A 24358-nucleotide genomic window follows, 5' to 3' on the forward strand; every position below is an offset into this window, starting at 1 on the left:
CCCGCCTGCCTGCGCGGGCTGTGACCTCTACCCCCGCGAACGCACCCAATCCAGCAAACCGGGCACCGCGCGCTCGATCATGCCGAGGACGTCCTCGAAGCCGTCGTCGCCGCCGTAATAGGGGTCCGGGACCTCGGCGCCCTCGGGGGCCGACGGGTCGAACGACCGCAGCAACCGCACCTTCGCAGGGTCCTCGACCCGCGCCCGCAGGAACTCGAGGTGCCCCTCGTCCGCGGCCAGCAGCAGATCGGCGGCCAGGTCCTCGCCGGACACCTCGGACGCGACGTGCGTGGTCGGGTAGCCGTGCGCCTTGAGCGTCGCGCGGGCGCGCTTGTCGGCGGGCTCCCCGGCGTGCCACGGGCCGGTGCCCGCGCTCGTCACGCGGACAGCGTCGTCGAGGCCGGCGTCGGCGAGATGGGCCCGGAACACCAGCTCGGCCATCGGAGAGCGGCAGATGTTGCCGGAGCAGACGAAGACGATGTGCGTCACATCCGCGAGCGTAACCGCCGGGTTCACCCGGTCCCCCGCCCGCTCGATGGCCATCGTGATCAGCGGGGCATCACACGTGATCGGGCAGGCATCAGCCGTGATCGGGCGGGCATCACGCGTGATTGAGCGGGCATCAGCGCGATGCCCCTCCAGTCACGGGTGATGCCCCTCCAGTCACGGGTGATGCCCCGCCAGTCACGGGTGATGCCTCGCTGAGCACGCGTGATGCCGCTTGGCGCACGCGGCGGGAGGCCGGTGCGTAACCGCCGGGTTCACCCGGTCACCCGCCCGCTCGGCGGTATCCGCGGCCCGCGGGGCGCACTTAGCGTCGATCGGGCGAGGACGCGAACCGGAAGGAGAGCGATCATGCACGGGTGCTGCTCGAAGTGCACCGGCCAGGGCTGCGGCTGCTGCGGCAACTGCAACTGAGCCGACCCGGCGCCACGGCGGCCTGCCGCCGCCGGGGCGCCCCTATTCCGAACAGGTCGCCGACGTCGCTTCGCCCAGAGCCTGCGCGTGCAGGACGTCGAACCGGTGGACGAGGTCCGCCACGTCCGCCGCCACCCGCTGCCGGACCGGACACGACCGCGAAGCACGGACGGCGGTCGTCGCCGCCAGCTCCGTCAGCAGGTTCGTGTTCAGCCCGTCGATCACCGGGCGGATCTGCCCGAGGTCCGGGCGGGTCGTGGGCGCCTCCGCGGGATGCGCGTCCCAGCGTGCGTAGAGGCCGCGCTGCACCAGCTTGTTCGCCTCGATCTGGGCGCGGAAGAACCGCACCGCGTCCGCCGGGTCGAGGCCGAGGCCCGGGGCGCGCGAGGCCACCGAGTCGTAGATCTGCTGCTCCCGCACCGGGTCGTCGATCGGCGACGGCGTGCCGTACTTGGCCGCCGCCACCTGGTCGGCGATCGCGACGCGCCGGGCCGCCAGGTCGGTGAGCCGCCACAGCGACTCCGAAGCCGATGCGGGCGCTGCGAAGAGCACGGATGCGGCGAGCGCCGCCGTCACCGTGCCGAGCAAGGACCGAAGGCGCATGGCCCGCGAGGGTACATGCGAAAATCACCGCGTGCGCGCCATTTCCGAAGTCATCTCCGTGCTGGAACGGGCGTACCCGCCGGCGCTCGCCGAGTCGTGGGACGCCGTCGGCCTCGTCTGCGGTGACCCCGCCGAGCCCGTGCGCCGCGTGCTGTTTTGCGTCGACCCGGTCGCCGAGACCGTCGACGAAGCCGTCGAGCTCGGCGCGCAGCTGATCGTCGCGCACCACCCGCTGCTGCTGCGCGGTGTGCACGGCGTGCCCGCCGACACCGCCAAAGGCGCGCTGGTCCACCGGATGATCCGCGAGGGCATCGCGCTCTACTGCGCGCACACCAACGCCGACTCCGCCGACCCCGGCGTCTCGGACGCGCTCGCCCAGGCGATCGGGCTCCGCGTCACCGGACCCCTGGAGCCGAAGGCCGACGGCGTCACCGGCATCGGCCGGATCGGCGAACTGCCCGAGCCCGAGCCGTTCTCGGCCTTCGTGCAGCGCGTCGCCGACGCCCTGCCCGCGACCGTGCCCGGCGTGCTCGGCGCGGGCGACGCCGACCGCTCGATCCGCACCGTCGCCGTGTCCGGCGGCGCCGGGGACTCCTACCTGAAGCAGGCCACCGAGGCTCGTGTCGACGCCTTCGTCACCGCCGACCTGCGGCATCACCCCGCCGGCGAGCACCTCGCGGGCCGCGGCCCGGTGCCCGCGCTGGTCGGGCTGACCCACTGGGCCAGCGAGTGGCCCTGGTGCGGGCAAGCCTCGGCGCTCGTGGCGCAGGCGTTTGCGGGTAACGTCGACGTTCACGTGTCCACGCGGTGCACCGACCCGTGGACCGTCCGCGCCGAGCGCACATCTAGCTAAGAGGAGCACCGTGAAGGCCGAACCCGCCGTGCAGCGCCAGTTGCTCGAGCTCGCCAAGGTGGACGCCGAGCTCTCGCGCACCGCGCACCGCCGCCGCACCCTGCCCGAGCTGGCCGAGATCGACGCGGGGGAGAAGACCGTCCGCGAGCGCCGCGACGCGCTCGTCTCGGTGGAGACCGCCGCCTCCGACCTCGACCGCGAGATCGCCCGGCAGGAGAAGGAGATCGAGTCGGTGCGCGCCCGCGAGGACCGCGACCGCAAGCTCCTGGCGTCGGGCTCGGTCAACTCGAAGCAGATGACCGACATCGAGCACGAGCTGCAGTCACTGGAGCGCCGCCAGAGCGCGCTCGAGGACGACCTGCTGGAGCTGATGGAGCAGCGCGAGGCCCTCGGCCTGGACGCGCAGCGCACCGGCGCCGAGGTCGACAAGGCCGAGGCCGAGGTCGCCGCCGCGATCGCCCGCCGTGACGAGGCGTTCAAGGACCTCGACACCACTCGCGCGCGCCGCGCCGAAGACCGCGAGAAGCTGGTGCCGCGCTTCCCGGAGCCGCTGCTCAAGCTCTACGAGCGCGTCCGCGAGCACAAGGGCATCGGGGCCGCGCTGCTGCGGGCCCGCCGCTGCGGTGCCTGCCAGCTCGAGCTCGACCGCAACACCGTCAACGAAATCAAGGCCGCGCCGGAGGACGACGTCATCCAGTGCGAGAACTGCGGCGCGATCCTGGTCCGGACCCTGGAGTCGGGTCTGTGACCTCGCACGTCATCGTCGAAGCCGACGGCGGCTCCCGGGGCAATCCGGGCCCGGCCGGCTACGGCGCGGTGGTCCGTGACGCCGCGACCGGCGACGTCCTCGCCGAGCGCAAGGAAAGCCTCGGCGTGGTCACCAACAACGTCGCCGAGTACAGCGGCCTGATCGCCGGGCTGACCGCCGCGGCCGAGCTTGGCGCGTCCACTGTGGACGTCCGGATGGACTCCAAGCTGGTCGTCGAGCAGATGTCCGGGCGCTGGAAGATCAAGCACCCGGACATGCAGCCGCTGGCCGAGCGGGCCAAGGCGCTGGCCGCGGGCTTCTCCCGGGTCAAGTACGAGTGGATCCCGCGGGCGCAGAACTCCCACGCCGACCGGCTGGCCAACGAGGCCATGGACGCGGCCACCGGCAGGCCCGCCGCCGGCCGCCCCGGCCCGACGGGAAGGACCGCGGCCGCCGCGAAGACCGGCGCAGCCGTGGACCCCGGCACCGGCGCCCCCGCCGACCCGGCCGCCAAGCCGAAGCTCCCGACCCGCAAGCCCGACCGCACGGCCGTGGCCTGGACCGGCGCCCAGGGCACCCCGACCCGGCTGCTCCTGCTCCGCCACGGTCAGACCGAGATGTCGGCGCTGCGGCGCTACTCCGGCCGCGGCGACGTCCCGCTGACCGAGCTGGGCCGGACGCAGGCCGCCGCGGCGGCGAAGCGCCTGGCCGCGACGGACGGCCTGGTGGTCGACGGCGAGGCCGTCCCGATCATTTCCTCGCCGCTCACCCGCACGAAGCAGACCGCGCAGGCCGTCGCCGACGCGCTCGGCGGCCGCGTCGAGACCCACCCCGGCCTGATCGAGACCGACTTCGGCGAGTGGGAAGGCCTGACCTTCGCCGAGGCGGCCGACCGCGACCCGGAGCTGCACCGGTCCTGGCTGGGCGACAGCTCGGTGCCGCCGCCCGGCGGGGAGAGCTTCGACGTCGTCCACCGGCGCGTCCGCAAGGCCCGCGACGAGCTCATCGCCGAGCACGGTGGCAAGACGTTGGTGCTGGTCAGCCACGTGACGCCGATCAAGACCCTCCTCCGGATGGGCCTCGACGCCGGTCCGCAGCTGCTGTTCCGGCTGCACCTGGACCTGGCGTCGCTGTCGATCGTCGAGTTCTACCCGGACGGGAACGCTTCGGTCCGCCTCGTCAACGACACCTCGCACCTGGTCTGACCGGCGAAAATGTGGGTTGGATCACGCTCAACCCCGACGCGTGGCGGACCCCGGATGGGGTATTGGCTACAGTGTCTCGACCGCGTCGCCGCGGTGGCGGGTCGGCAGGATCGACCCAGTCAGGGGGCGCCAGCTCGCGCGTATCCCACCGGCAGAAGCCTGCGGGCGGAACAGTGACGAGGACATGACGGCTAGCGCACTCACCGAGACCTCCCCGAGCGACGTCCCCGAGGACCCGGCCGCCACCACGGCCACCCGCGGCTGGGGCGCGCGGCTGGCACCGGTGCTGGCGGTGCTCGCCGGCGTCGCGGCCGTCGCCGTCCACGCGACCCGCTACGGCCACTGGATCGTCGACGACGCCGCCATCACCTTCTCCTACGCCCGCAGCTTCGCCGACGGCCTCGGCCCGGTGCTGCAGCCGGGCGCCCCGCCGGTCGAGGGCTTCTCCGACCCGACGTGGATGGTGCTGCTCGGCCTCGGCAAGCTCGTCGGCCTCTTCGACCACGGCGCGCTCTTCGGCATCCCGGACTACGTGCTGTTCCCGAAGGCACTGGGCCTGCTGTTCACCGGCGGCGTCCTGACGGCCTGCTACATCGCCGCGAAGCAGATCTTCACCCGCTTCGCGTGGCTGGCCACCCTGGTCGTCGGCCTCACGCTGGCGACGATCCCGTCGTACGTCATCTGGGTCGTCTCCGGCCTGGAGAACTCGCTGTTCGCGTTCGCCGTCGTCACGCTGGGCGTGACGCTGTTCGTGTCGGTGCAGCGCGACAAGCTGCTGACGCCGAAGGTCGCGCTGTGGGCCGGGGTCATGGTGGCGTTCGCGGCGCTGACCCGCCCGGAAGGCCTGATCTACGCGGGCGCGTACCCGCTGGCGGCGCTGTTCCTGCTGCGGTCGGGGCTGTTCTGGAAGAGCTTCCGCCTCGCGCTGCTGTCGGTGGCGGCGTTCGCCGTGCCGTTCGGCGCGTACGTCGTGTGGCGGCACTCGGAGTTCGGGCGGCTGCTGGCCAACCCGTCGGTGGCCAAGCAGCAGGGCCTGCCCGGGATCGACGCGGTGAAGCGGCCGTTCGAGCTGGTCGGCTACGCGGGCTGGGCCGGTGTCGTCGCGCTCGCGCTGGTGATCGTGTTCGCGCTGGTCAAGGCGCCGTGGCGGCGTCCGCTGATCGCGCTGCTGGTGCCGCTGGGGCTCGGGATCGTCGCGTACGGCGTGATGGTCGCCGACTGGATGTACCAGCACCGGTTCGCCAGCCCGATCTGGCCGCTGGCGGTCATCGCGGGCACGCTGTCGGCCGGTGAGCTGCTGCGCCACCGGCAGGCGCTGCTGCGCGTCGGCGTCGTCGTGGTGCTGGTGGGCGCGTTCGTCCCGTCGGCGGTCGGGTTCGCGGCCGCGGCGGACAAGTTCGCGAAGAACCCGAACATCACGGCGTGCCTGGTGGCCGACCGCTTCGGCCGCGGCTTCAACACCTACGCCGACATCCTCGGCCTGCAGAAGGCGTCGCTGCTGCTGCCGGACCTCGGCGGTTCGTCGATGACCAGCCGGCTCGAGCTGGTCGACATGGCGGGCCTGGTCAACAAGCCGATCGCCGACCTGGTGCACGACAACGACCTGGCCGGCCTGCGCAACTACGTGTTCGACACGGTCAAGCCGACGTTCATCCACTCGTGGGGCCCCTGGGCGGCGGGCAACGGCATCGCGCTGGACCCGCGCTTGGACCGCGACTACGTGCTGATCTACTCGTCGCCGATCGAGGGCCTCCGCAACGGCGACTGGGTCCGCCGCGACGCGGTGACGGACCCGGCCAAGCTGAAGGCGACCCAGGACTACGCGGCGAAGACGATCCCGGCCGTGGCGGCCGACCGCTTCGGCGGCCCGCTCGACGACTGCGGCGCGACGATGAAGCCGGGCCAGACGATCACGATGCCCAGCTGACCGACCCCGGAACCGGCGTGACCGGGGCCGAATCCGTGAGATCCGGCCTCGACCACGTGAGTTGCGGCCTGATCACGTGAGGTCCGGCTCTGGTCACGCGGCGGCGTTTTCGCCCGCGAAGTCCACTTCGGACTCCGGCCCGCGGGGGCGCCCCCCGGTTCCACGCTACCCGGTGGCACCGACAGAAACCGGGCGCAGTTAGCGTGAACGCGTGAACCTCCTCGCGGGCGGGGCCGGCCTGCTGCTCCTGGCCGGTGTGCTCGTCTTCGCCATCGTCCGGCCGCGGGGGTGGCCGGAAGCCGTCGCCGCTGTTCCGGCCGCCGGCGTTGCCCTTCTTCTCGGGCTCGTGCACCCGGCCGCCGCCGGGGAGCGGGCCGTGGAAATCCTGCCCACCCTGGGCTTTCTGGCCGCCATTCTCCTTCTGTCCTTTTTGGCCAGTGTCGACGGCGTCTTCAGCTGGCTCGGCAACCGGCTCGCCGAGGCGTGCCACGGGCGTCCGCGGCGGCTGCTCGTCCTCACCTTCGCCGCCGCGGCGGGGGTCACCGCGATCCTCAGCCTGGACGCCACCGTCGTCCTGCTCACGCCGGTCGTCCTCGCCACCGCCACCAGCCTCGAACTCCCCGCGCGGCCGCACGTCTACGCCTGCGCGCACCTGGCCAACTCGGCGTCGACGCTGCTACCCGTCTCCAACCTGACGAACCTGCTCGCCTTCGCCGCGTCCGGGCTGACCTTCGCCGGGTTCACCGCGCTGATGGCCCTGCCGTGGCTGGTCACCATCGGCCTCGAGCTGGCCGTTTTCCTGTGGTTCTTCAAGGCCGACCTGCGCCCGCGCGAGACGCCGGAACCGCGGCAGCACCTCGAGACGCCGACCTTCGCCCTGGTCGTCCTCGGGCTGACGCTCGCCGGGTTCGCCGTCGGGCAGCTCGGGCACGTCGAGCCGGTGTGGATCGCCGCGCTAGCCGCTTTGATCCTCGGCGTGCGTGCCGTTGCGCAGGGCAAGATCCGGCCGTGGCAGCTGGTCACCGAGGCCGCGCCGCAGCTGTGCCTGTTCGTGCTGGGCCTGGCCGTCGTGGTCGAAGCCGTGTCGGAGCACGTGCTCGGCGGGGTGCTGCGCGATCTCCTGCCGACGTCGACGGGCCTGGTCGACCTGCTGGTCGCGGCCGGGGTGGCCGCCTTGCTGGCCAACCTGGTCAACAACCTCCCGGCCACGCTCATCCTGCTGTCGGTGCTGGGCCCGCACCCGGCGCCGGGCGTGCTGCTGGCGGTGCTGCTCGGCGTCAACATCGGCCCGAACGCGAGCTACCTCGGCTCACTCGCGACGCTGCTGTGGCGCCGGACGCTCCCGAAGCCGCCCTCCTTCAAGACCTTCCACGCCCTGGGTGCGCTCACCACCCCGCTGTGCCTGGCCGCGGCGACCGTCGCGCTCTGGCTGGGCCTCGGTCTCGCGGGCTGACCTCAGCGACCGTCCGCCCGCTGCGAAGACTTCGCCAGCGCCCCGCCCAGCTCGGCCCGCCCGGGAATCCCCAGCTTCCGGTACGCCCCGGACAAGTGCAGCTCCACCGTCCGCCGGGTCAGGTGCAGTGCCGTCGCGATCTCGCGGTTGGTCAGCCCCTGGGCCGCCATCACCGCGATGCGGTTCTCCTGCCGGGTCAGCCCGTGTTCGTTGTCCTTCGCCGGCGTCAACGCCCGCCGCGACGAGCGCAGTTCCTCCGCCGCGCGGCGGGCCAGCGGACGGGCCCCGCACTGCTCGCTCAGCTCCACCGCCTGCCGCAGCGTCTCGATCGCCTTCTCCGACTGCCCGTGCCGCGCCTGGAGCGTGCCGAGCTCGGTCAGCGCCGTCGCCAGCTGCAGGCGGGACGGCGACGCCCTCAGCGTCGCGATCGCCTTCTGCAGCGCCCGCTCGGCTTCGTCGTCCTCGCGGACCAGCCCGAGCGTCGTCAGTGCCGTGCCCAGCGGCCGGGCCGCGCCCCAGCGGGCCGACGCGTTGATGTCCTCTTCGGCCAGGCGGGCCGCGTCGTCGGTCTGGCCGAGGGCCAGCGCCGCGCGCGCCGCGTGCGCACGCCACGGCACGAACCCCGGGAACCGCATGCCGTGGTGCGCCAGCCGCCGCCCGCAGCTGAGCAGGTCCTCGAACCCGAAGCGCGTGTACCCCGTCGCGACGCGCAGGCGGCCGCGCGCGTACAGGAGGTACGTGTGGGTGAACAGGCCCTGGCTGGCGACGAAGTCCATCCGGTCCAGCAGCGACGTCGCCGCCTCGAAGCGGCCCAGGTCCACCCAGCATTCGACGAGCTTCGCCGCGCACAGCACGCCGACCGGGCAGGTCGTCGTCCCGCCGCGCTCGTCGAAGCGGCGCAGCAGTGATTCGAAGTGGACGCTCGCGCGCTGCAGGTCGCCGCTGGCCTGCAGGGCGATCCCGCGGGCCAGGGTGGGCAGCGCGCCGTGCGGCACGTGCACGTCCCATGGCTCGCGCTCGACGTCGAGGACCCGGCACAGCCGGTCGACGTGCGCGGGCTCGTCCGCGAGCACCGCGGTGGCCAGCGTGAAGAAGTAGTGCTGTTCGAACAGGTCGCCGTCGTCGCCGGTCAGCGCGTCGGCGAAGTGCCCGACGGCCTCCTGCGCCGACTCGCCGCTGCGGACGGCGTCCAGCGCCAGCAGCGCCGAGCGGCTCCGCTGGGCCGCCGGGTCGGTCAGCGGCGCCCACTGCTCCTCGAAGTCGCGGAACTCCGGGGGCGGCCCGAGCCTGCTGCCGGCCTCGGCGAGGTAGGTCATGCACAGTAGCGGCCACACCGCGTCCGGGCCGCCCGCGTCGAGCCGCGCCGCGATCTGGCCCGCCGCGCTGATCCCGAGCCGGGCGTCCTGGCCGCCGCAGAGCGACAGCAGCATCGCGGTGGCGATGTACGCGGCCGTCTCGCGGTTGCCGACCGTGTCGACGGCCTCCCGCACCCGCTTGGCCGCGGCGGGCGGGTCGAACTGGAACTCCGCGTGCGCGAGCTGCAGCAGCACGGCCATCCGGCGCCCGGACGTCAACCGCTCTTCCAGCGCCCGCCGCAGGTGCCGGGCGGCCAGCTCGGCCCGCCCGGAGAACACGGCGTCGCGCGCGCTCAGCCGCAGCACGTCCACCGCCCACGGGATCCGGATCGACGTCGCTTCCAGCAGGTGGGCGGCCACGCGCTCGGGTGGCGCCCCCGCCTCCGTCAGCAGCTTCGCCGCCCGGGAGTGGTTGACCGCCCGCGTGGTCTGCGGCATGTCCTTCAGCAGCGAGTTGCGGACGAACGAGTAGGTCAGCGCCGGCTGGTCGCTGTTGTTGAGCACGTGCAGCCGGACCAGGGTGTCGATCGCCTGCAGCGCGTCGAGCTCGTCGACGCCGGCCAGCCGGGCCAGCAGGTCGAAGCCGGCGTCCTCGCCGAGGATCGCCGCCGCGTGCAGGATGGCCGGCGCGTGCGGGAACTCCTGCACCCTCGTGGTGAGCACCTGGCCGATCAGCGACGAGCCGAGCTCGTGCGGGTCCGCGCCGGGCAGGAGCCGCGGCCGCAGCGCCTGCAGCAGCACCGGGTTGCCGCCGGTCGCCTCGCGGCAGGTGGTGGCCAGGTCCCCGGGGGCGAGGCCGAGGATCTCCGCCGCGGCCGCGTCGCCGAGGCCGTTCAGCGTGATCGTGACCGGCGTGCTCCCCACCATGTCCAGCAGCGCGACCTCGCGGTGCGGCGGGTAGCCGACGACCGACGTCAGGAGGATCAGCACCGGCAGGTCGAGCACGCGGCTGCGGAGGTAGGCCAGGCACCGCATGGACCAGGCATCGGCCAGGTGGATGTTGTCGATGCCGAGGAGCAGCGGACCCCGCTCGGTCGCGTCGCGGACGATCCGGAAGAAGAGGTCGAGGGCTTCGCTCTCACCGGCCGCCCCGCACAGCTCGGCGACGGGCGGGCGCGGCGGCGAGCCCGGTTCCTCGAGCGCGTCGGCCAGCTGACGGACGACCCCGCCGGCCAGGTGGCTCTCCAGCCGCGATCCGGTGGCCATCGCGACGGTGAAGCCCGCGTCCGCGGCCAGCGCCGCGGTGGTCCGCAGGAGGGCGCTCTTGCCCATGCCGAACTCGCCGGCCAGCACCGCGCTGGCGGCCGTGCCGTCCAGCACGACCGGGAAGAGACCGGTCAGGCGGCCGAGCTCGGGCTCGCGGCCGGGGAGCCGCGGGGCGGGACGCTTCGGTACCGAAGCCCCGCTGGCGGGGTGCTCGGGATTTACTTCGGTATCCACCGTAAGGACTTTCATGTTGGGTTGGGGCAGACTACTGGAAACCGGCCGACCACGGGAGTGACCGAGGTCCGCTGCCGGTACCGGCAACGACCTGACCAGGGGAGACGATGGACGCAGCGGTTGCGAACCGGATCTTCCCGACAGCCGGCCGGTGCCCGCAGAAGGCCGTGACATCCGCGGCCGGGGGCTCCGCCACCCGGACCCCCGCAAGAGTCGTTGTGGCCACGCCCAGCGCGAGCAGCAGGAGCGGGCCGGCCGCGGGACCCCGCAGGGCCGCCGCCCCGGCCGACTTCCGGCGCCGGGCCGCCCCGTCGCCCGGCGGCAGGTAGCCGAGCCGCACCGCCTCGGCCAGCGCGCCGACCACCGGAGTGAACCCGGCGACCCGGCCCCGGCAGCGGGCGCAGCCCCGCAGGTGGGCTTCGAACTCCTCCGGATCGTCGTGGACGCCGAGCCCGTAGGCCGCGGCGTCCCCCTTCCGCCCGCTCATCGGATCGTCACTTCCCCGAGCGCCTTCCGCAATTGCCGCATCGCCGTGTACAACCGCGATTTGACGGTTCCCTCCGGAATTCCGAGAATTTCCGCAGCCTGTCGAACGGTGTTTCCCGCGAGATACGTCTCGTAGATGACCGACTGATATTTGGCGTCCAGTTCTCGCAATGCCCGAGTAATCGTTAGCGCGGCTAACGAGCTGTCCGTGCGGTCCGTGGACTCGGCGTTTTCCGGGATCTCCAGAGCGACCTCCTGCGGGCGGACGCGGCGATTCCTCCAGCCGTCGATGACGATCCGCCGGGCCACGGTGAGCAGCCATCCGCGCAGCATTCCGGGCTCGCGTTCGAGCGTGTCGGAGTGCTGCCAGGCGCGGATCATGGTCTCCTGCACCACGTCCTCGGTCCACTGCCGGTCATGGTTGGTCAGGCTCAGGACCTGCGCAAACAGGGTGGCACGGAAGTCCTTGTAGAGCAGTGGGACGAGATCGTCTCCGGTGGCGGGGCCGGTGTCGACCGCGGTGGCGGACGACGCGTAGCCGACGGGGCCGCGACCTTCTCTTCCCAGTGCTTCCATAAAGCTTGCAACCTCACCTGACTGGCGGACCGTGGGGTCATCGGAGCGTAGCGCAAAAACACTTAATAGGCCATATGCATTAGTTTCCCGACTTAATTCGACGATGCCTCCGCGCGGGTGGCCGCGGACCGGTTCACAATGCGTCTTGTGATGCACGTCACAGGTCACTAAAAGGTGACGACGAGAACCGGGTCGCGCCTTCTCCCCGTACCAGGAGATGAGGACTTCTTCGCGAAGGGACAACGGGGATGCCGCTCCGATTGGTGGCGTTGCTGGCCGCCGCGACCGCGCTGGTGCTGGGCTGTGCCGTGCCGGCGTCAGCCGGGGAACTGCAGCAGACCGACCGCGCCCTGCTGACCCGGCTCAAGCAGCACACGCTGTGGGCCGTGCCGTCGAGCAGGCTCGCCGTCGACCGGGCCACCAACCGGCGCGTGCGTGCCGTCGCCGTCCGCATCGCCGACGACCAAGCCCGTCTCGACGTCGCCCTGCGCGCGGTCGCCGACCGGCTCGCGGTCACCCTGCCGGGGGAGCCCACCGACCAGGAGCGCGGCTGGGCCGACGAGATCGCCGCCGACTCCGGCGACGCGTTCGACCGCGCCTACGTCAACCGCCTCCGCGCCGAGTACGGGACGCTCTTCGGGCTCGCCTCCGACGTCCGCGCGGGCACCCGCGACGACGACGTCCGCGCGTTCGCCCAGACCGCCGTCGACACCTCGCTCGGGCACCTGACGCTCCTGGAGAGCACCGGGCTCGCCGAGACCACGTCCCTGCTCGTCTCCGCCACCGAGGACGACACCCTCGGCGGCGGGGCCATCGCCGCCGGCGCCGTTCTCGTGGCCCTCGCCGCCGTCGCCACGTTCGGCCTGCTCCGCCTGCTCGGAACCCCCGGCAGGCCCCAGCCGCGCACCCGGAGGTAGCCGCCCCATGTCCCCGTCCGCCGCGCTGATCCCGGTGTCGCCGCACGACACCGGGATCGCCGAGGCCGCCGCGCTCTCCGGCCGCCTCACCTACCTCTGCATGTGCCTGACGCTGTGCTGGGGCGTCCTGGCCGCCACCGGCTGGGTCCGCCGGTTCAGCGGCCAGGACGCGATCCGCACCGGGCACGTCGTGCTCGCCGCGTTCACCCTGGCCACCGGCACCCTGCACGGGCTGACCTTCCTCTTCCTGGAGGACGACCCGTTCGGCGTCGCCGACCTGCTCCTGCCGTTCTACGACGGCACCCCGCGGCACGCGCTGGGCATCGCGGGCCTCGAGCTCGTCATCGCGGTGTCCGTGACGGCGGGGTTGCGCCGCGGCGCCGGGCCGGGCCGCTGGCTGCGCTTCCACCAGGTGGGCTACCTCGCCATCGGCCTGCTCGCCGCGCACGCCTGGCTCGGCGCCATCTCCAGCGGGCACCTCGCCGTCGTCTGGCTCGCCGGCCTCACGCTGCTCGCTCCGCCGGTCCTGCTGTCGGTCCTGCGCGTGCTGCCCGCCGCGGTGCTGGCCCGCGCGGGGCTCGTCTCGCCGCCGCCGCCCGGCGACGGCCCGGAGCCGGCCACCGTGCGCGTCGACGTCGACAGCCAGCGCTGCCACGCCTACGGGGTCTGCCAGTCCGAGGCGCCCCAGGTCTTCCAGCTCGGCCAGGACGGGCAGCTCGCCTACGAGAAGCGCCCGGGCGCCCAGCTCGTCCCGCACGTCCAGGCCGCCGCGCGCGCCTGCCCCATGAGAGCCATCCACCTGTTGGGAGCCACCCGATGAGCGAACGCATCGTCATCGCCGGAGCCGGCCTGGCCGGCCTGCGCGCGGCCGAACGGCTGCGCGAACTCGGGTTCGACGGCGAAGTCGTCGTCCTCGGCGCCGAACCCGACATCGCCTACCACCGCCCGGCGCTGTCCAAGCAGCTGCTCACCGGCGCGGTCAGCCGCGCCGACACGCTGCTCGCCGACCCGCTCGAAGTCGACGCCGAATGGCGGTTCGGCACGCCGGTCACCGGGCTCTCGCCGAACCGGCAGGTCGTGCACCTGCGCGACGAGGAACTCCACTACGACGGCCTGATCATCGCCACCGGCGTCGAACCGCGCCGGCTGCCGGGCGCGCCGCACGGCCACCCGCGCGTGGTCGTCGTCCGCACCCTCGCCGACACGATCGCCCTCCAGCGCGCCCTCGGCACCAACCCCGGCCCGGTCGCCGTCATCGGCGACGGCTTCATCGGCTGCGAAGTCGCCTCCAGCCTGCGCGAGATGAACCGCGAGGTGGTCCTCTTCGGACGGGAGAGGTCGCTGCTCGCCGACGTCCTCGGGCCCGACATCGGCGACTGGCTCACGGCGCTGCACACGGCCCGGGGCGTCCACCTCGAACTCGGCACCACGATCCGCCGCTGGCGGCCCGCGCGCACGCACGTCGGCCTGGAGTTCGCCGACGGCCGCGCCCTCGAGGTCGCCTGCGTGGTCGTCGCCGTCGGCAGCGTCCCGGCGGTGTCCTGGCTGCGCGGCGCCAAACTGCCGCTCGACGACGGTGTCGTCTGCGGACCCACCTGCCACGTCGTCGGCTCGTCGACGATCGTCGCGGCCGGCGACGTCGCCCGCTGGCCCAACCTCCGGTTCGACCCCACGCCGCAGCGGGAAGAGCACTGGCTCAACGCCGTCGAGATGAGCCGGGCCGCCGCCCAGAACCTGCTCACCGGCCCCCAGGGTTCGCCGGCCTACACGCCGGTGCCGCGCTACTGGTCCGAGCAGCACGGCGTCCGGATCCAGGTCGCCGGCCGCCCGGCACTGGCCACCGACACCGTGCTGCTGGAGTCGCCGGTCCCGGGCACCCGGCCGATCACCGGCTTCGTCCGCCAGGGCCGGCTCGTCGGCCTGATCGGTCTCGACAGCCCCGCCGCCGTCCTCCACTGGACCGCGGAGCTGGCCCGCCAGCACCCGGCGCCGGCCGAGCCACCGCCGGAGGTCCGGCCGCGCCACCGCACCGGGGCGGTGGCCGGTCACTGAGCTACGATCCAGCCTGCGGACGAGCTGGCAGGGCGGTCGCGAGCCGGGTGACCGGCTCGAGGAAAGTCCGGACTCCGCAGGGCAGGGTGGTTGCTAACGGCAACCCGGGGTGACCCGCGGGAAAGTGCCACAGAAAACAGACCGCCCCCGCTTCCGGCGGGGGTAAGGGTGAAACGGTGGTGTAAGAGACCACCAGCGTCCCGGGTGACCGGGACGGCTAGGTAAACCCCACCCGGAGCAAGGCCAAGAGGGAGCCCCCGGGCTCCTGCGCAGGCGTTCGAGGACGGCCCGTCCGAGCCTGCGGGTAGGCCGCTGGAGCCTGCCGGCGACGGCAGGCCGAGATGGATGGCCGCCGCCCCGCGAGCCGCAAGGCGACCGGGGAACAGGATCCGGCTTACATGCCGGCTCGTCCGCCCACCCCGTGCCCGGGGAGGCATCACGCGTGCCCGAAGAGGCATCACGCGTGATCCCCGGGGCATCACGCGTGATCGAGCGGGCATCGACGTGATGCCCGCCCAGTCACGCCCGATGCCCCTGCAATCACGCGTGATGCCTCCCGGATCACGCGTGATGCCCCCTCCTGCACGCCAACCGACCCTCCAGGTACGCGGGCCGACCCTCCAGGTACGCAAGCCGACCCTCCAGGTACGCGGGCCGACCCTCAGGGGTCCGCGATTGTGGTTCCGCCGGGTGGTTACCCGGTAGTAGGGTGCGGGGATGGCGGGTGACGAGCAGCGGTTCAAGTCGGCTTTCGATTCCTTGCACGCCTTCGTGTACTTCGCGCCCGAAGTCGACGCCGCGCTCACCGGCGCCGGGCTCCGGCCGGGGCGGATGCCGTACTTCGCGGGCCGGGCCGCGGCCATGGGGGCCGTCGGGCCCGAGGTCGTCGCGGCCACCTTCTACAACTTCAATCCCGAGGTCGTCGCCCGCACGATCCCGCGCGCCTGGACCCTCGCCACGCCCGAGCAGGTCCTCGACGCCCGCCTCGACGGCACCGGCAAGGCGCTGACCCGCCTGCTCGGCGACCACGTCAAGAGCGACGAAGTCGCCGAAGCCGCCGAGCTCGCGCGGGAAGCCACGGCCGGGTGCCGTGGGGAAGGCCGTCTGCTCTACGCCGGACACGCCGGGCTGCCCTGGCCGGGCGAGCCGCACCTCGTGCTCTGGCACGCCGTCACCCTGCTCCGCGAGTACCGGGGTGACGGGCACATCGCCGCGCTCGTCCTGGAAGGGCTCAGCGGGCTCGAAGCCCTCCTCACCCACAGCGCGACCGGACGCGGGTTCAACCTCGCCGCCGCCAAGCTCACCCGCGGCTGGAGCGACGAGCAGTGGGCCGCCGCCGAGACCCGGCTGACCGACCGCGGCATCCTCGGCGCCGACGGCGGGCTGACCGACGCGGGTGTCGCGCTGCGCGAACGCCTCGAGGTGGCCACCGAATCGGCCGCGCGGGCGCCGTGGGACCACCTGGGCCCCGAGCGGACCGCCCGGCTCGAGGAGCTGTGCCGCGGCCTCAGCCGGCGTCTCATCGAGGCCGGCGCTTTCCCGGACGGTGTTTTCGCGCTCGGGCGGCCGTGAACCGCTCAAGATCACGCTATGTAGTGAAAAAGTTGTGAAGTATCGGACACCCCGTGACGGACAGCGCTCGCGGTCAAGATCGACATGGCCGCCGACCGGCCGACCGCCGTCACAGAGCGGACTCGCGGGCGGCGGCCGTTCGTGTCATGCAACACTGTTCCAGGCCGCACGACGGCCACAGTGTCAGTACCCACAGTGAGCAAATCCCGAGCAATGGGGTGAGTTCGTCAGCACACTGAGAAGTATGGGTGGCCGGGGTTCAACCCGAGGGCCCTTGCCGCGATGATGGTGGGCGTGGAGTTTTCGCGTGCCATCCGCACCACGCCGGTTGACAAGCCAGCCGGCCTCTACGCTGCGCACTTTGACCACTACCCCTCGTAGCCCCCATGATGTTGTTCGAAGCACCGCCTGAGCCAGAGCCGCGCGGCCCCCACCGCGCACCGGGAGTATCGCGATGATGACCTTGACCACCCTCGACACGCTGGCCGCCGGCGGCGAACTGGGCACGGGCAACGTGCGCCAGTGGCTGCTCGACAACATCATCCCCCTCGTGCTGCTGGCCGTCGCACTCCTGCTCCTTTGGCTCGGCGGCGGCAAGGGCGACAACGCCGGTGTCATGCGGCGGCTCGCCGGCGTGGTCATCGCGCTCGCCATCATCGGCCTCGCGGTCAGCGGTGCGGGTGTGGACGTCGGCAAGTGGCTCGCCGGCCTGTTCACGGGCTGAGGCGGACGGCGTGCGCATCAGGACTGATGACGAGGTCTACCGGGTCGACGCCGTGTGGCTCGGCCCGCCGAAAGCGACTTTTCCCTGGAGAGCCCGGTACGTCGCCTGGCTCGTCGGCATCCCGACGTTCTTCGTCGTGCTCGGCATCGAACGCTGGGTGGGGTGGAGCTTCGGGTTCTTCTCGACGGCGTGGGCGTTCGTCGCCACCATCGTGATCACCCGGCTGCTCACGTCCAAGATCAGCCACGAGCGCCCGCTGGGCACCGTGGTCGCGATGGCCGGGCGCGAACTGAACACCCCCAGAGAGGTGACCACGGGCACCGGGGGCGCGGTCAGCGCCAGCCGCGTCCGGGTACGGGCCGAGCGCCCGCTGCCGAAGCACAAGCGGAGGCGGCAGTACCAGCACCACGGTGGCCCGCCGGGTGCCGCCGCTTTCACCCAGGGAGCACCACGAGCGCGCCGGAGCCGGGGCAACTCGGCTCGGGCCGGGAGGTAGTCGTTGTTCGGTCGCGGCGGTAGCCGAGGTAAACGGGGTCGGGACACGCACTCGGGCGCGTGGCAACCGCCCGAGCAGGTCCGCGCCTCGCGGAACGGCTCGGGGAACAAGGCGCGCCTGCCGGGTGAGCAGGCGATTCCCGCGTACACCCCGTCGATCGCGGTGCGCAGCATCGACGGGCACCTGGTCCGCACCGGCGTCGAGATCTACGCCTGGTACCGGCTGGCGCCGCAGCGCTGGTCGTTCCGCTCGGACTCCCAGCGGCGCGACCTGATCGCGGCCATCGCCGGCCAGTACGCCGAGCTGCAGGGCCGCTGGCTGCACCTGCGCGTGACGAACCGGCCGTACCCGATCCGGATGTGGGCCGAGGCGCACGTCTACAACGCCCACGGGCGCCCGGCCGACGTCCCGGGCGCGCTGTCCTTCGACGACTACCTGATCGGCGAGCAGCAGCAGCTGATGGGCCGCTCGATGGCCGAAAAAGAGGTCTACCTGGGTGTCCAGGTGCAGACCCGTCGCATGGTCGACCGCGCGGTCGAGCGGGCCGCGCCGGTGCTGCGCAAGATCCTGCCCGAGGCCGTCGACGCCGAGCTGGCCGCGCTGGACTCCGAGGTCGAGCACCTCGACCAGGTCATCGGCAGTGCCGGGCTGGAAGGCCGTCCGGTGCACGCCGAGGAAATGTCCTGGCTGATGCACCGGTCCTGCTCGCTGGGCCTGCCCGCGCCGCGGAACATGCCCGCCGTGCCGGGCGCGGCCTGGGAGCCCGAAGACCTGGCCAGCTTCACCGACGCCGCCGACTTCTACGCCGACCCGTACGCGCCGACGGTGACCGTCCGCGGCCGCACCGGCTCCAACGCCGGCGTCTCGCGGCATCTGGCCGTCCTGACCGTCGGGCAGATGCACGGCCTGCAGATCCCTGAGGTCGACGACCCGTGGATCCAGCACGCCGACCGCCTGCCCGCCGCGGTCGAGGTGTCCGCGCGCATCTACGTCCGGCGCCCCGAAGAGGTGGCCGGCGAGCTGCAGCGGCAGATGAACAAGGTGCGCTCGCAGGTCAAGCACTACACCGACGAGCACGAGCTCGAGCCGCCGCAGTCGCTGTCCCGGCAGGCCGGCCGCGTGCTGGAGATCGACGACGAGATGACGTCGGGCTTCACCGCGCTCGCCACCCGCGTGCGCTCCTGGTGGCGGCTGGCGGTGTCCGGCCCGACCGAGCGCGACGCGCTGCGCCTGGCCCAGCAGCTGCTCGACCTGTACAAGCCGAAGATCGCCATCGAGCACCCCGAGGCCCAGTACGCGATGGCCCGGGAGTTCATCCCGGGCGAGCCGCTGGCCTCGGCGGCGTACATGCGCCGCGGCTCGGTGGTCTGGGCGTCCTCGGCGGTCCCGACGGCGACCGCGGAGGTCGGCGACCGCCGCGGCATCCTGCTCGGCGAGACGTGCACGGCGACCCGGCGCCCGGTGGCTTGGGACCCGTGGATGGCCCAGGAGATCCGCGACGGCTCCGGCCTGACGGCCATGGTGGCGGGCCTGGGTGGTGGTAAGTCGTTCCTCGGCGGCGGCATCGTCTACAAGACCCTGCGCGCGGGGGCGAACTGGACGATCCTCGACCCGTCCGGCCCGCTGTCGCGGCTGTGCGACCTGCCGGAGCTGCGCCCGTACGCGCGGCCGATCAACCTGCTCAACGCCCAGCCGGGGATTCTGAACCCGTACCGCGTGGTCGCCGAGCCGCTGATCGAGCACTTCATGGACGAGGACGACCCCGAGCGTTCCTGGCGCCGCGAGAAAGCCCTTGCGGGCGCGACCCGGCGGCGGCTGGTGCTGGACGTCCTGACGGGTGTCCTGCCGTACGAGGTGTCCCGGATGGCGCAGACCCGGATCGTGCTGCTGCGCGCGGTGCGAGCCGTCGGCGGCCGCTTCGACGCGGATCCCGGGCAGGTAATCGATGCCTTGCGCCGGGATTCGTCGGAGCACCACGAGCACGCGGGCGTCGTGGCGGACTTCCTCGACGAGATGCGCGAGCGGATGGCGCTGCTCATCCCGGAGACGGACGCGGACCCGTACTCGGAGACCCGCGACGACCGCCTGACGGTCCTGACGATGGCCGGGCTGACCCTGCCGAAGGACGGCGTCCCCCGCGAGTACTGGACCGACGCGGAGTCCCTCGGCGTCGAGATGCTGAACCTGGCGGCGTGGCTGACCCAGCGCTCGGTGTACGAGAAGCCGAAGGAGATGCGCAAGGGCGTCTGGATCGACGAGGCGTTCTTCCTGTCCGAGGTCCCGACCGGGCGCGTGCTGATGAACCGCTTCGCGCGTGACTCGCGCAAGTGGAACGTCCGCGTGCTGCTGTCGTCCCAGATCCCGGCGGACTTCCTGAAGATCCAGGGTTTCGTGGCCCTGCTGGACTCGGTGTTCGTCGGCCGTCTCGACGACGACGACGCCCAGGCGGATGCTCTTCGTCTGCTGAAGGTCCCGGTGGGCGTCGGGTACGAGCAGGTGGTGGCGGCGCTGGGCCGTCGTCCCGGCACACAGCGCGGCTTGGAGCGGGACGTCGAGCCCCGCCAGTTCATCTTCGGCGACGGCGCGGGCGGAGTGGAGCGCATCCGCGTCGACTTCTCGGGCCCGCACCTGGACCACCTCCGTGCGGTCATGGACACGACACCGGGCTCGAAGGACGCGGCCCCGTCGCGCCGACCGGGCAACGAGCTGGCGCTGCCGGCGGAGGAGAAGAAGCCGTACGTCGCCGTGCCCCCGGAGGACGACATCGAGCTGGAGCAGGACTTCGAGCTGGCGGCGGAACTGGAGGTCGGCCTCGCCGACGAGAACCTCCTGGGCGCGCCGGACCCGCTGGCGTCCGAGACGGGCGAGGTGGAGGGCGGGGTCCAGCCGTCCAACGGGCAGCAGCAACCCGCCCGCTCAGGCGGAAAGGGCGGCACCGGCCGGGACGCCGCATGAACGCGGCCCGGGAACGAGGCGTGCGCGCGGATCGGGGCGCGAGCCCCGGCCGCCGGGCCGCGGGCCACCGCCCCGAGGCCGGTCCCGTCGCGGCCGCGGGAGGTGCGGCATGAACACCCTGCTGACGTTGGCGGTGCTGCTGACGCTGGCCGCCGGGTGGCACGCCGTCAAACGCCGCATCAAGGAAGGCGGCCCGGCCCGGCGCGTGCCGAGCCGCAAGGCGACCATGTTCGCCGTCATGCTGGTCCTCGGCCTGCAGGCCATCGCCACGGCTCCCGCGGCCAGCGCGGCGGCGTGCGGCGAGGCGCCGAACCCGGAACGCCCGGGCGCCGGGATGGTCGGCGCAATCGACCCGCCGGAGGGCCACGGCGAGCCGAACAGCGCCTACATCGACTACGGCTACGCGGGCATGGTGTGGAACACCTTCGAGACCAACTGCTCGGCGGTCAGCCTCACCCCACCGGGGTCCACTTTGGACACCTGGGGCGGCAACCAGCTCTTCAACCTGGGCAAGAACATCGTCGGCGCGACCAACTCGCTGCACTACACGGTGCTCGAGGGCGGCCTCCTGAACCCGATCTATAACGCGGTGAAGTCCGGCGCCGAGAAGGTCTACAACAACATCTACGCCCAGCTGTTCGGCCTGGTCGCGCTGATCCTGTCGATCATGCTCTTCCGCAACATCTGGCGCGGCGACCTCGCGGCGGTCAGCAAACGGGCGCTCTACGCGCTGGCCGGGGTGTGGCTGGCGGCGTCGTCACTGGCGATGCTGCGCTACTTCGACCCGGTCGACAAAGCGATCGTCCAGACCACCACGAACATCCAGGCGGGCTTCGTCGACGACAGCGGCGACCGGATCATCCGCGACATCCTGCCCACCCAGCTCCACACGCAGATCGTCTACAACAACTGGCTGCGCGGGGAGTTCGGCACGCCCACGGCGCCGCAGGCCGAGCAGTACGGCAAGCCGCTGCTCGACGCCCAGGCGTTCACCCGCAACCAGCTGGTCAACGGCGACGACGGCAACCAGTCGGTCATCGACGGCAAGAAGAACGCCTACAAGGACATCTCCACCAAGCTCGGCCCCGCCACCGGCTACTTCACCGGCGAGGCAGGCGGCCGCACCGGCGCGGGCTTCCTGTCCCTCGGCCAGGCCCTCGTCTACTCCCTCTTCCAGCTCCTGGCGAAAGCGAGTGTCCTCCTCGCCCAGGTCCTCATCCGCCTCTTCGCGCTCACCGCGCCGCTGATCGGCCTCGTCGCCCTGCTGCACCCGGAGATCCTGCGCCGCGTGCTCAAGGTCGCCGGCGGTGTCGCCTTCAACCTCGTCGTGCTCTCCGTGCTCGCCGGGGTGCACGCCCTGCTGCTGCAGGCCATCTTCGACGCCGGCAACTCGCTGAACATGCTCACGCAGATGGTGCTCGCCGGGCTCATCACCGTGCTGCTGTTCATGGTCGGGCGGCCGGTGCGGCGGCTGTGGCAGATGGTCGAGATGTCGGTCAGCATGGTCGGCGCCGCCGTGCCGTCGCCCGGGGGCGGGATCTTCTCGCGGTTCCGGCGCAACAAGAGCGGCCCGACCCCGCAGGACGAGTTCTGGCAGCACGTCCGCGACACCGACGACGTCGTCGACGGCGAGCAGCGCGGCCCGCTCGGGGCCACCGCCGGCGGCGGCCGGTTCCGGCCGGAAGCCACCATCTTCGCCAACGCCCAGCGCCTCGACAACGCCTCCGGCGCCTCCCGCCCGGCCGCCGCCTGGTCCGGTGCGTGGCCGGGGGCCGTCGGAGGCGGCGGCTCCGCGGGCGCGCTGCCCGCGGGCGGTCGTCCCGGCGCGCCGGTGTTCGGCCAGTACAACCCGGCCAACGGCGACGGCGGCGAGTACGTCGTCGTCGGGGCCGGTGGCCGCCCGACGACGCGGGAGGAGAGCCGGCGCGTCGACACCTCGCCGGTCGCCGACCGGCGCTGGAGCGACGAACCCGAGCCCGTCGTCGTGCCGTCCGATCTGCGCCCGCCCGAGTCGAGCTTCAGCGACTACACGCCGCGCACCCCGGGCGTGCGCGCCCAGCCGCGGCGGGTTGACCCCGAGGTCGTCGCGGGTAAGCCGGTCTTCGTGCTCTACCGGCCGTCGCGGGGCATCGAGGTCCGCGAGGAACCGCGCGACACCGACCACGTCATGGGGCGGTGACCGATGCCGATCCGCACCAACCGCGGCCGCACCGCGGTCTACCGGCGCCTGTGGGGCTGGCCGCTGCGCTCGCCCCGGCACCTGATGGGGACGCTGGTGTTCCTGGCGATCCTGGTCACCGCGCTCGGCGTCGTGCTGCCGAAGGTGGTCGGGAAACCGCAGGCCAAGGCGGCGCCGCCGGGCCCGGAGACGACCACCTCGGCGACGGCGACCGCGCCGGGCATCGCCGCACCGGGCCCGACGTCGAACCTGCCGACCCGGCTCACCACGCCGCTGGCCACCCCGACGCCGACGACGCCGAACGCCGACGCGCTGCGCGTCGCCAAGGAATGGGCCGCGGCCTGGGTGGACCACCCGGCCGGCATCACCTCCGACCAGTGGCTCGCGAAGCTGAAGCCGTTCACCACCGACGAGTACCTGCCGGTGATGGCGACGGTCGACCCGGCGAACATCCCGGCGACGAAGGTCACCGGTGAGCCGGTCGCCGGCACGGCGTACCCCAAGTCGGTGCAGGTGACGATCCCGACCGACGGGCCGAAGCTGGCCATCACGGTGGTGAGCACCAACGCCGGCTGGCGGGTGGCCGACTACGACCAGGCGAGCTGACCGTGCGGCGCCTGGGGTTGTGGCTGGGGCTGGTCGTGTTCCTCGCGATCGGTGCCCTGGTCGTGACCGCGGTCGCCGCGAAGGTCGTCATCGACAACCAGCAGGCGCAGGCCCGGGGCGTGTCCCTGATGAGCTGCGACGCGTCGGTCGGGCCCACCCAGCCCGGCCAGGGCGACCGCGGCACGGTCGACGCGTCGAAGCTGGACGACGAGCAGCGCGGCATCGTCGCGCTGATCATCTCGATCGGCAAGCAGCGGTCGCTGGCGCCGCGCGCGTGGCAGGTCGCGATCCAGGCCGGGATGACCGAGTCCGGGCTGCACAACCTCAGTTACGGCGACCGCGACTCCCAGGGCATCTTCCAGATGCGGCCGTCGATGGGCTGGGGCTCGATCGCCGAGGTCACCAACCCGACGTACGCGGTCAACAAGTTCTACAACGTGCTGCTGGCGGTGCCGGACTGGGAGAACAAGCGCCCGGGTGACGCGGCCCAGGCGGTGGAGCGCTCGGGCTTCCCGGACCGCTACCACAAGTGGGAGCCGATGGCGGCGACGCTGGTGGAGTCGGTCGGCCAGGTCGTCGACGTCGTCGCCTGCGGCACCGGCCTGGGGGCGCTGCTGCCGCCCAGCCAGGCCGCCGGGAAGGCGATCAGTTTCGCGCTGGGCGAGCAGGGGAAGCCCTATGTGTGGGGCGCCACGGGCCCGAATTCGTACGACTGTTCGGGGCTGATGCTGCGCGCGTACGAGTCGGCGGGGATCATCCTGCCGCGCGTCTCGCGTGACCAGTACCACGCCGGCGCGTACCTGCCGGTGCGGGACGCGCAGCCCGGTGACCTGCTGTTCCTCGCCACTGACCCCGCCGACCCGTCCTCCATCCACCACGTGATGATGTACCTGGGGGACAACAAGATCGTCGAGGCGCAGCAGACCGGCGTCCCGGTGCACACCCGGGACTTCTCGTTCGACGAGCGCGAACTCGTGCCGCAGGCGGTCCGCCCCGGCGTTTAGCATGGGTCGCGAGGGCCTGGACAGGATCGCACCGATTCACCCGACGTCGCGGCGCTTGCCACGAGCAGGTGGCCGCGCACTGGCAGAGGATGAGCACGTGGGACGCAAATTCGGCAGGCGGGGCAAGCCCGCGGAGCCCCGGGACCCGGCGGCGCTGTTCGGCGCGCCTCAGCCGCCCCGGCAGAGTGCCCGCCCAGCGTCCAGCACCCCCCTCGCCGACCAGCTCGGCCAGGGCTACCCGGGGGTGGACGCGGGGTACGTCGTGCTGCCCCGGTCGCTGGCCGAGGGA

At 72.6% G+C, this 24358-nt stretch carries 20 protein-coding genes and 1 other RNA gene; 16 read left to right on the plus strand and 5 right to left on the minus strand.

The features are described 5' to 3' along the window. Positions 1-27 precede the first annotated feature (27 nt). Both ACFPLC_RS20420 and ACFPLC_RS20425 read right to left on the minus strand, forming a co-directional pair. On the minus strand, positions 28-489 hold the full coding sequence (locus tag ACFPLC_RS20420; RefSeq protein WP_378205232.1) for a low molecular weight protein-tyrosine-phosphatase: 462 nt from the start codon (positions 487-489) through the stop codon (positions 28-30). A gap of 471 nt (positions 490-960) precedes the next feature. Then, complete coding sequence (locus ACFPLC_RS20425; RefSeq protein ID WP_378205229.1) at positions 961-1521, minus strand: chorismate mutase; 561 nt, start codon at positions 1519-1521, stop codon at positions 961-963. 31 nt (positions 1522-1552) lie between these two features. Between ACFPLC_RS20425 and ACFPLC_RS20430 the strand changes: the two genes are divergently transcribed. The 5 genes from ACFPLC_RS20430 to ACFPLC_RS20450 all read left to right on the plus strand — a co-directional run bounded on the left by ACFPLC_RS20430 (position 1553) and on the right by ACFPLC_RS20450 (position 7707). Continuing rightward, positions 1553-2374: a Nif3-like dinuclear metal center hexameric protein gene (locus ACFPLC_RS20430; RefSeq protein ID WP_378205226.1), complete on the plus strand. Its 822-nt coding sequence runs from the start codon at positions 1553-1555 to the stop codon at positions 2372-2374. A 10-nt stretch (positions 2375-2384) separates the two neighbouring features. Continuing rightward, positions 2385-3122, plus strand: a complete 738-nt coding sequence (locus tag ACFPLC_RS20435) for a zinc ribbon domain-containing protein (protein WP_378205223.1) — start codon at positions 2385-2387, stop codon at positions 3120-3122. Then, a complete protein-coding gene (locus ACFPLC_RS20440; protein ID WP_378205221.1) occupies positions 3119-4327 on the plus strand; it encodes a bifunctional RNase H/acid phosphatase in 1209 nt (402 codons plus the stop codon). Before ACFPLC_RS20435 ends, ACFPLC_RS20440 begins: the two co-directional genes overlap by 4 nt. A 184-nt stretch (positions 4328-4511) precedes the next feature. Beyond that, complete coding sequence (locus ACFPLC_RS20445) at positions 4512-6254, plus strand: hypothetical protein (RefSeq protein WP_378205218.1); 1743 nt, start codon at positions 4512-4514, stop codon at positions 6252-6254. 211 nt (positions 6255-6465) lie between these two features. Then, complete coding sequence (locus ACFPLC_RS20450; RefSeq protein ID WP_378205215.1) at positions 6466-7707, plus strand: SLC13 family permease; 1242 nt, start codon at positions 6466-6468, stop codon at positions 7705-7707. A gap of 2 nt (positions 7708-7709) precedes the next feature. Here ACFPLC_RS20450 and ACFPLC_RS20455 read toward each other — a convergent pair whose 3' ends face one another. The 3 genes from ACFPLC_RS20455 to ACFPLC_RS20465 are packed head-to-tail and all read right to left on the minus strand — an operon-like array spanning position 7710 to position 11564. Next, positions 7710-10502, minus strand: a complete 2793-nt coding sequence (locus tag ACFPLC_RS20455) for an AAA family ATPase (RefSeq protein WP_378205213.1) — start codon at positions 10500-10502, stop codon at positions 7710-7712. 31 nt (positions 10503-10533) lie between these two features. Then, a complete protein-coding gene (locus tag ACFPLC_RS20460) occupies positions 10534-10989 on the minus strand; it encodes a hypothetical protein (protein ID WP_378205210.1) in 456 nt (151 codons plus the stop codon). Then, positions 10986-11564, minus strand: a complete 579-nt coding sequence (locus tag ACFPLC_RS20465; RefSeq protein ID WP_378205207.1) for a sigma-70 family RNA polymerase sigma factor — start codon at positions 11562-11564, stop codon at positions 10986-10988. The genes ACFPLC_RS20460 and ACFPLC_RS20465 overlap by 4 nt, the downstream gene beginning before the upstream one ends. Positions 11565-11812: 248 nt before the next feature. Between ACFPLC_RS20465 and ACFPLC_RS20470 the strand changes: the two genes are divergently transcribed. The 11 genes from ACFPLC_RS20470 to ACFPLC_RS20520 all read left to right on the plus strand — a co-directional run bounded on the left by ACFPLC_RS20470 (position 11813) and on the right by ACFPLC_RS20520 (position 24069). Further along, positions 11813-12481, plus strand: a complete 669-nt coding sequence (locus tag ACFPLC_RS20470) for a DUF4142 domain-containing protein (protein ID WP_378205204.1) — start codon at positions 11813-11815, stop codon at positions 12479-12481. A 7-nt stretch (positions 12482-12488) separates the two neighbouring features. Further along, entirely contained in the window at positions 12489-13301 is an 813-nt protein-coding gene (locus ACFPLC_RS20475; protein ID WP_378205201.1) for a ferredoxin, read from the plus strand. Further along, positions 13298-14533 carry an NAD(P)/FAD-dependent oxidoreductase gene (locus ACFPLC_RS20480; protein WP_378205198.1) on the plus strand — a complete coding sequence of 412 codons (1236 nt, stop codon included), beginning with the start codon at positions 13298-13300 and terminating at the stop codon, positions 14531-14533. The genes ACFPLC_RS20475 and ACFPLC_RS20480 overlap by 4 nt, the downstream gene beginning before the upstream one ends. Before the next feature lie 20 nt (positions 14534-14553). Further along, an RNA gene (gene rnpB, locus ACFPLC_RS20485) (RNase P RNA component class A) lies at positions 14554-14946 on the plus strand. Between the two features lie 304 nt (positions 14947-15250). Next, positions 15251-16105, plus strand: a complete 855-nt coding sequence (locus ACFPLC_RS20490; protein WP_378205195.1) for an SCO6745 family protein — start codon at positions 15251-15253, stop codon at positions 16103-16105. A gap of 454 nt (positions 16106-16559) precedes the next feature. Further along, complete coding sequence (locus ACFPLC_RS20495; RefSeq protein ID WP_191315119.1) at positions 16560-16829, plus strand: hypothetical protein; 270 nt, start codon at positions 16560-16562, stop codon at positions 16827-16829. Between the two features lie 10 nt (positions 16830-16839). Then, complete coding sequence (locus tag ACFPLC_RS20500; RefSeq protein ID WP_191315118.1) at positions 16840-17325, plus strand: hypothetical protein; 486 nt, start codon at positions 16840-16842, stop codon at positions 17323-17325. 3 nt (positions 17326-17328) lie between these two features. Continuing rightward, entirely contained in the window at positions 17329-20280 is a 2952-nt protein-coding gene (locus ACFPLC_RS20505) for an ATP-binding protein (protein WP_378205191.1), read from the plus strand. A 109-nt stretch (positions 20281-20389) separates the two neighbouring features. Continuing rightward, entirely contained in the window at positions 20390-22459 is a 2070-nt protein-coding gene (locus ACFPLC_RS20510) for a magnesium transporter (RefSeq protein WP_378205189.1), read from the plus strand. A 3-nt stretch (positions 22460-22462) separates the two neighbouring features. Beyond that, on the plus strand, positions 22463-23065 hold the full coding sequence (locus ACFPLC_RS20515) for a hypothetical protein (protein WP_378205186.1): 603 nt from the start codon (positions 22463-22465) through the stop codon (positions 23063-23065). Positions 23066-23082: 17 nt separating this feature from the next. Next, positions 23083-24069 (plus strand): C40 family peptidase, encoded by a 987-nt coding sequence (locus ACFPLC_RS20520; RefSeq protein WP_417281640.1) that lies wholly within the window; start codon positions 23083-23085, stop codon positions 24067-24069. Positions 24070-24358 lie beyond the last annotated feature (289 nt).

The sequence above is a fragment of the Amycolatopsis plumensis genome (assembly GCF_042652605.1).
In the GTDB taxonomy this organism is placed as follows: domain Bacteria; phylum Actinomycetota; class Actinomycetes; order Mycobacteriales; family Pseudonocardiaceae; genus Amycolatopsis; species Amycolatopsis plumensis.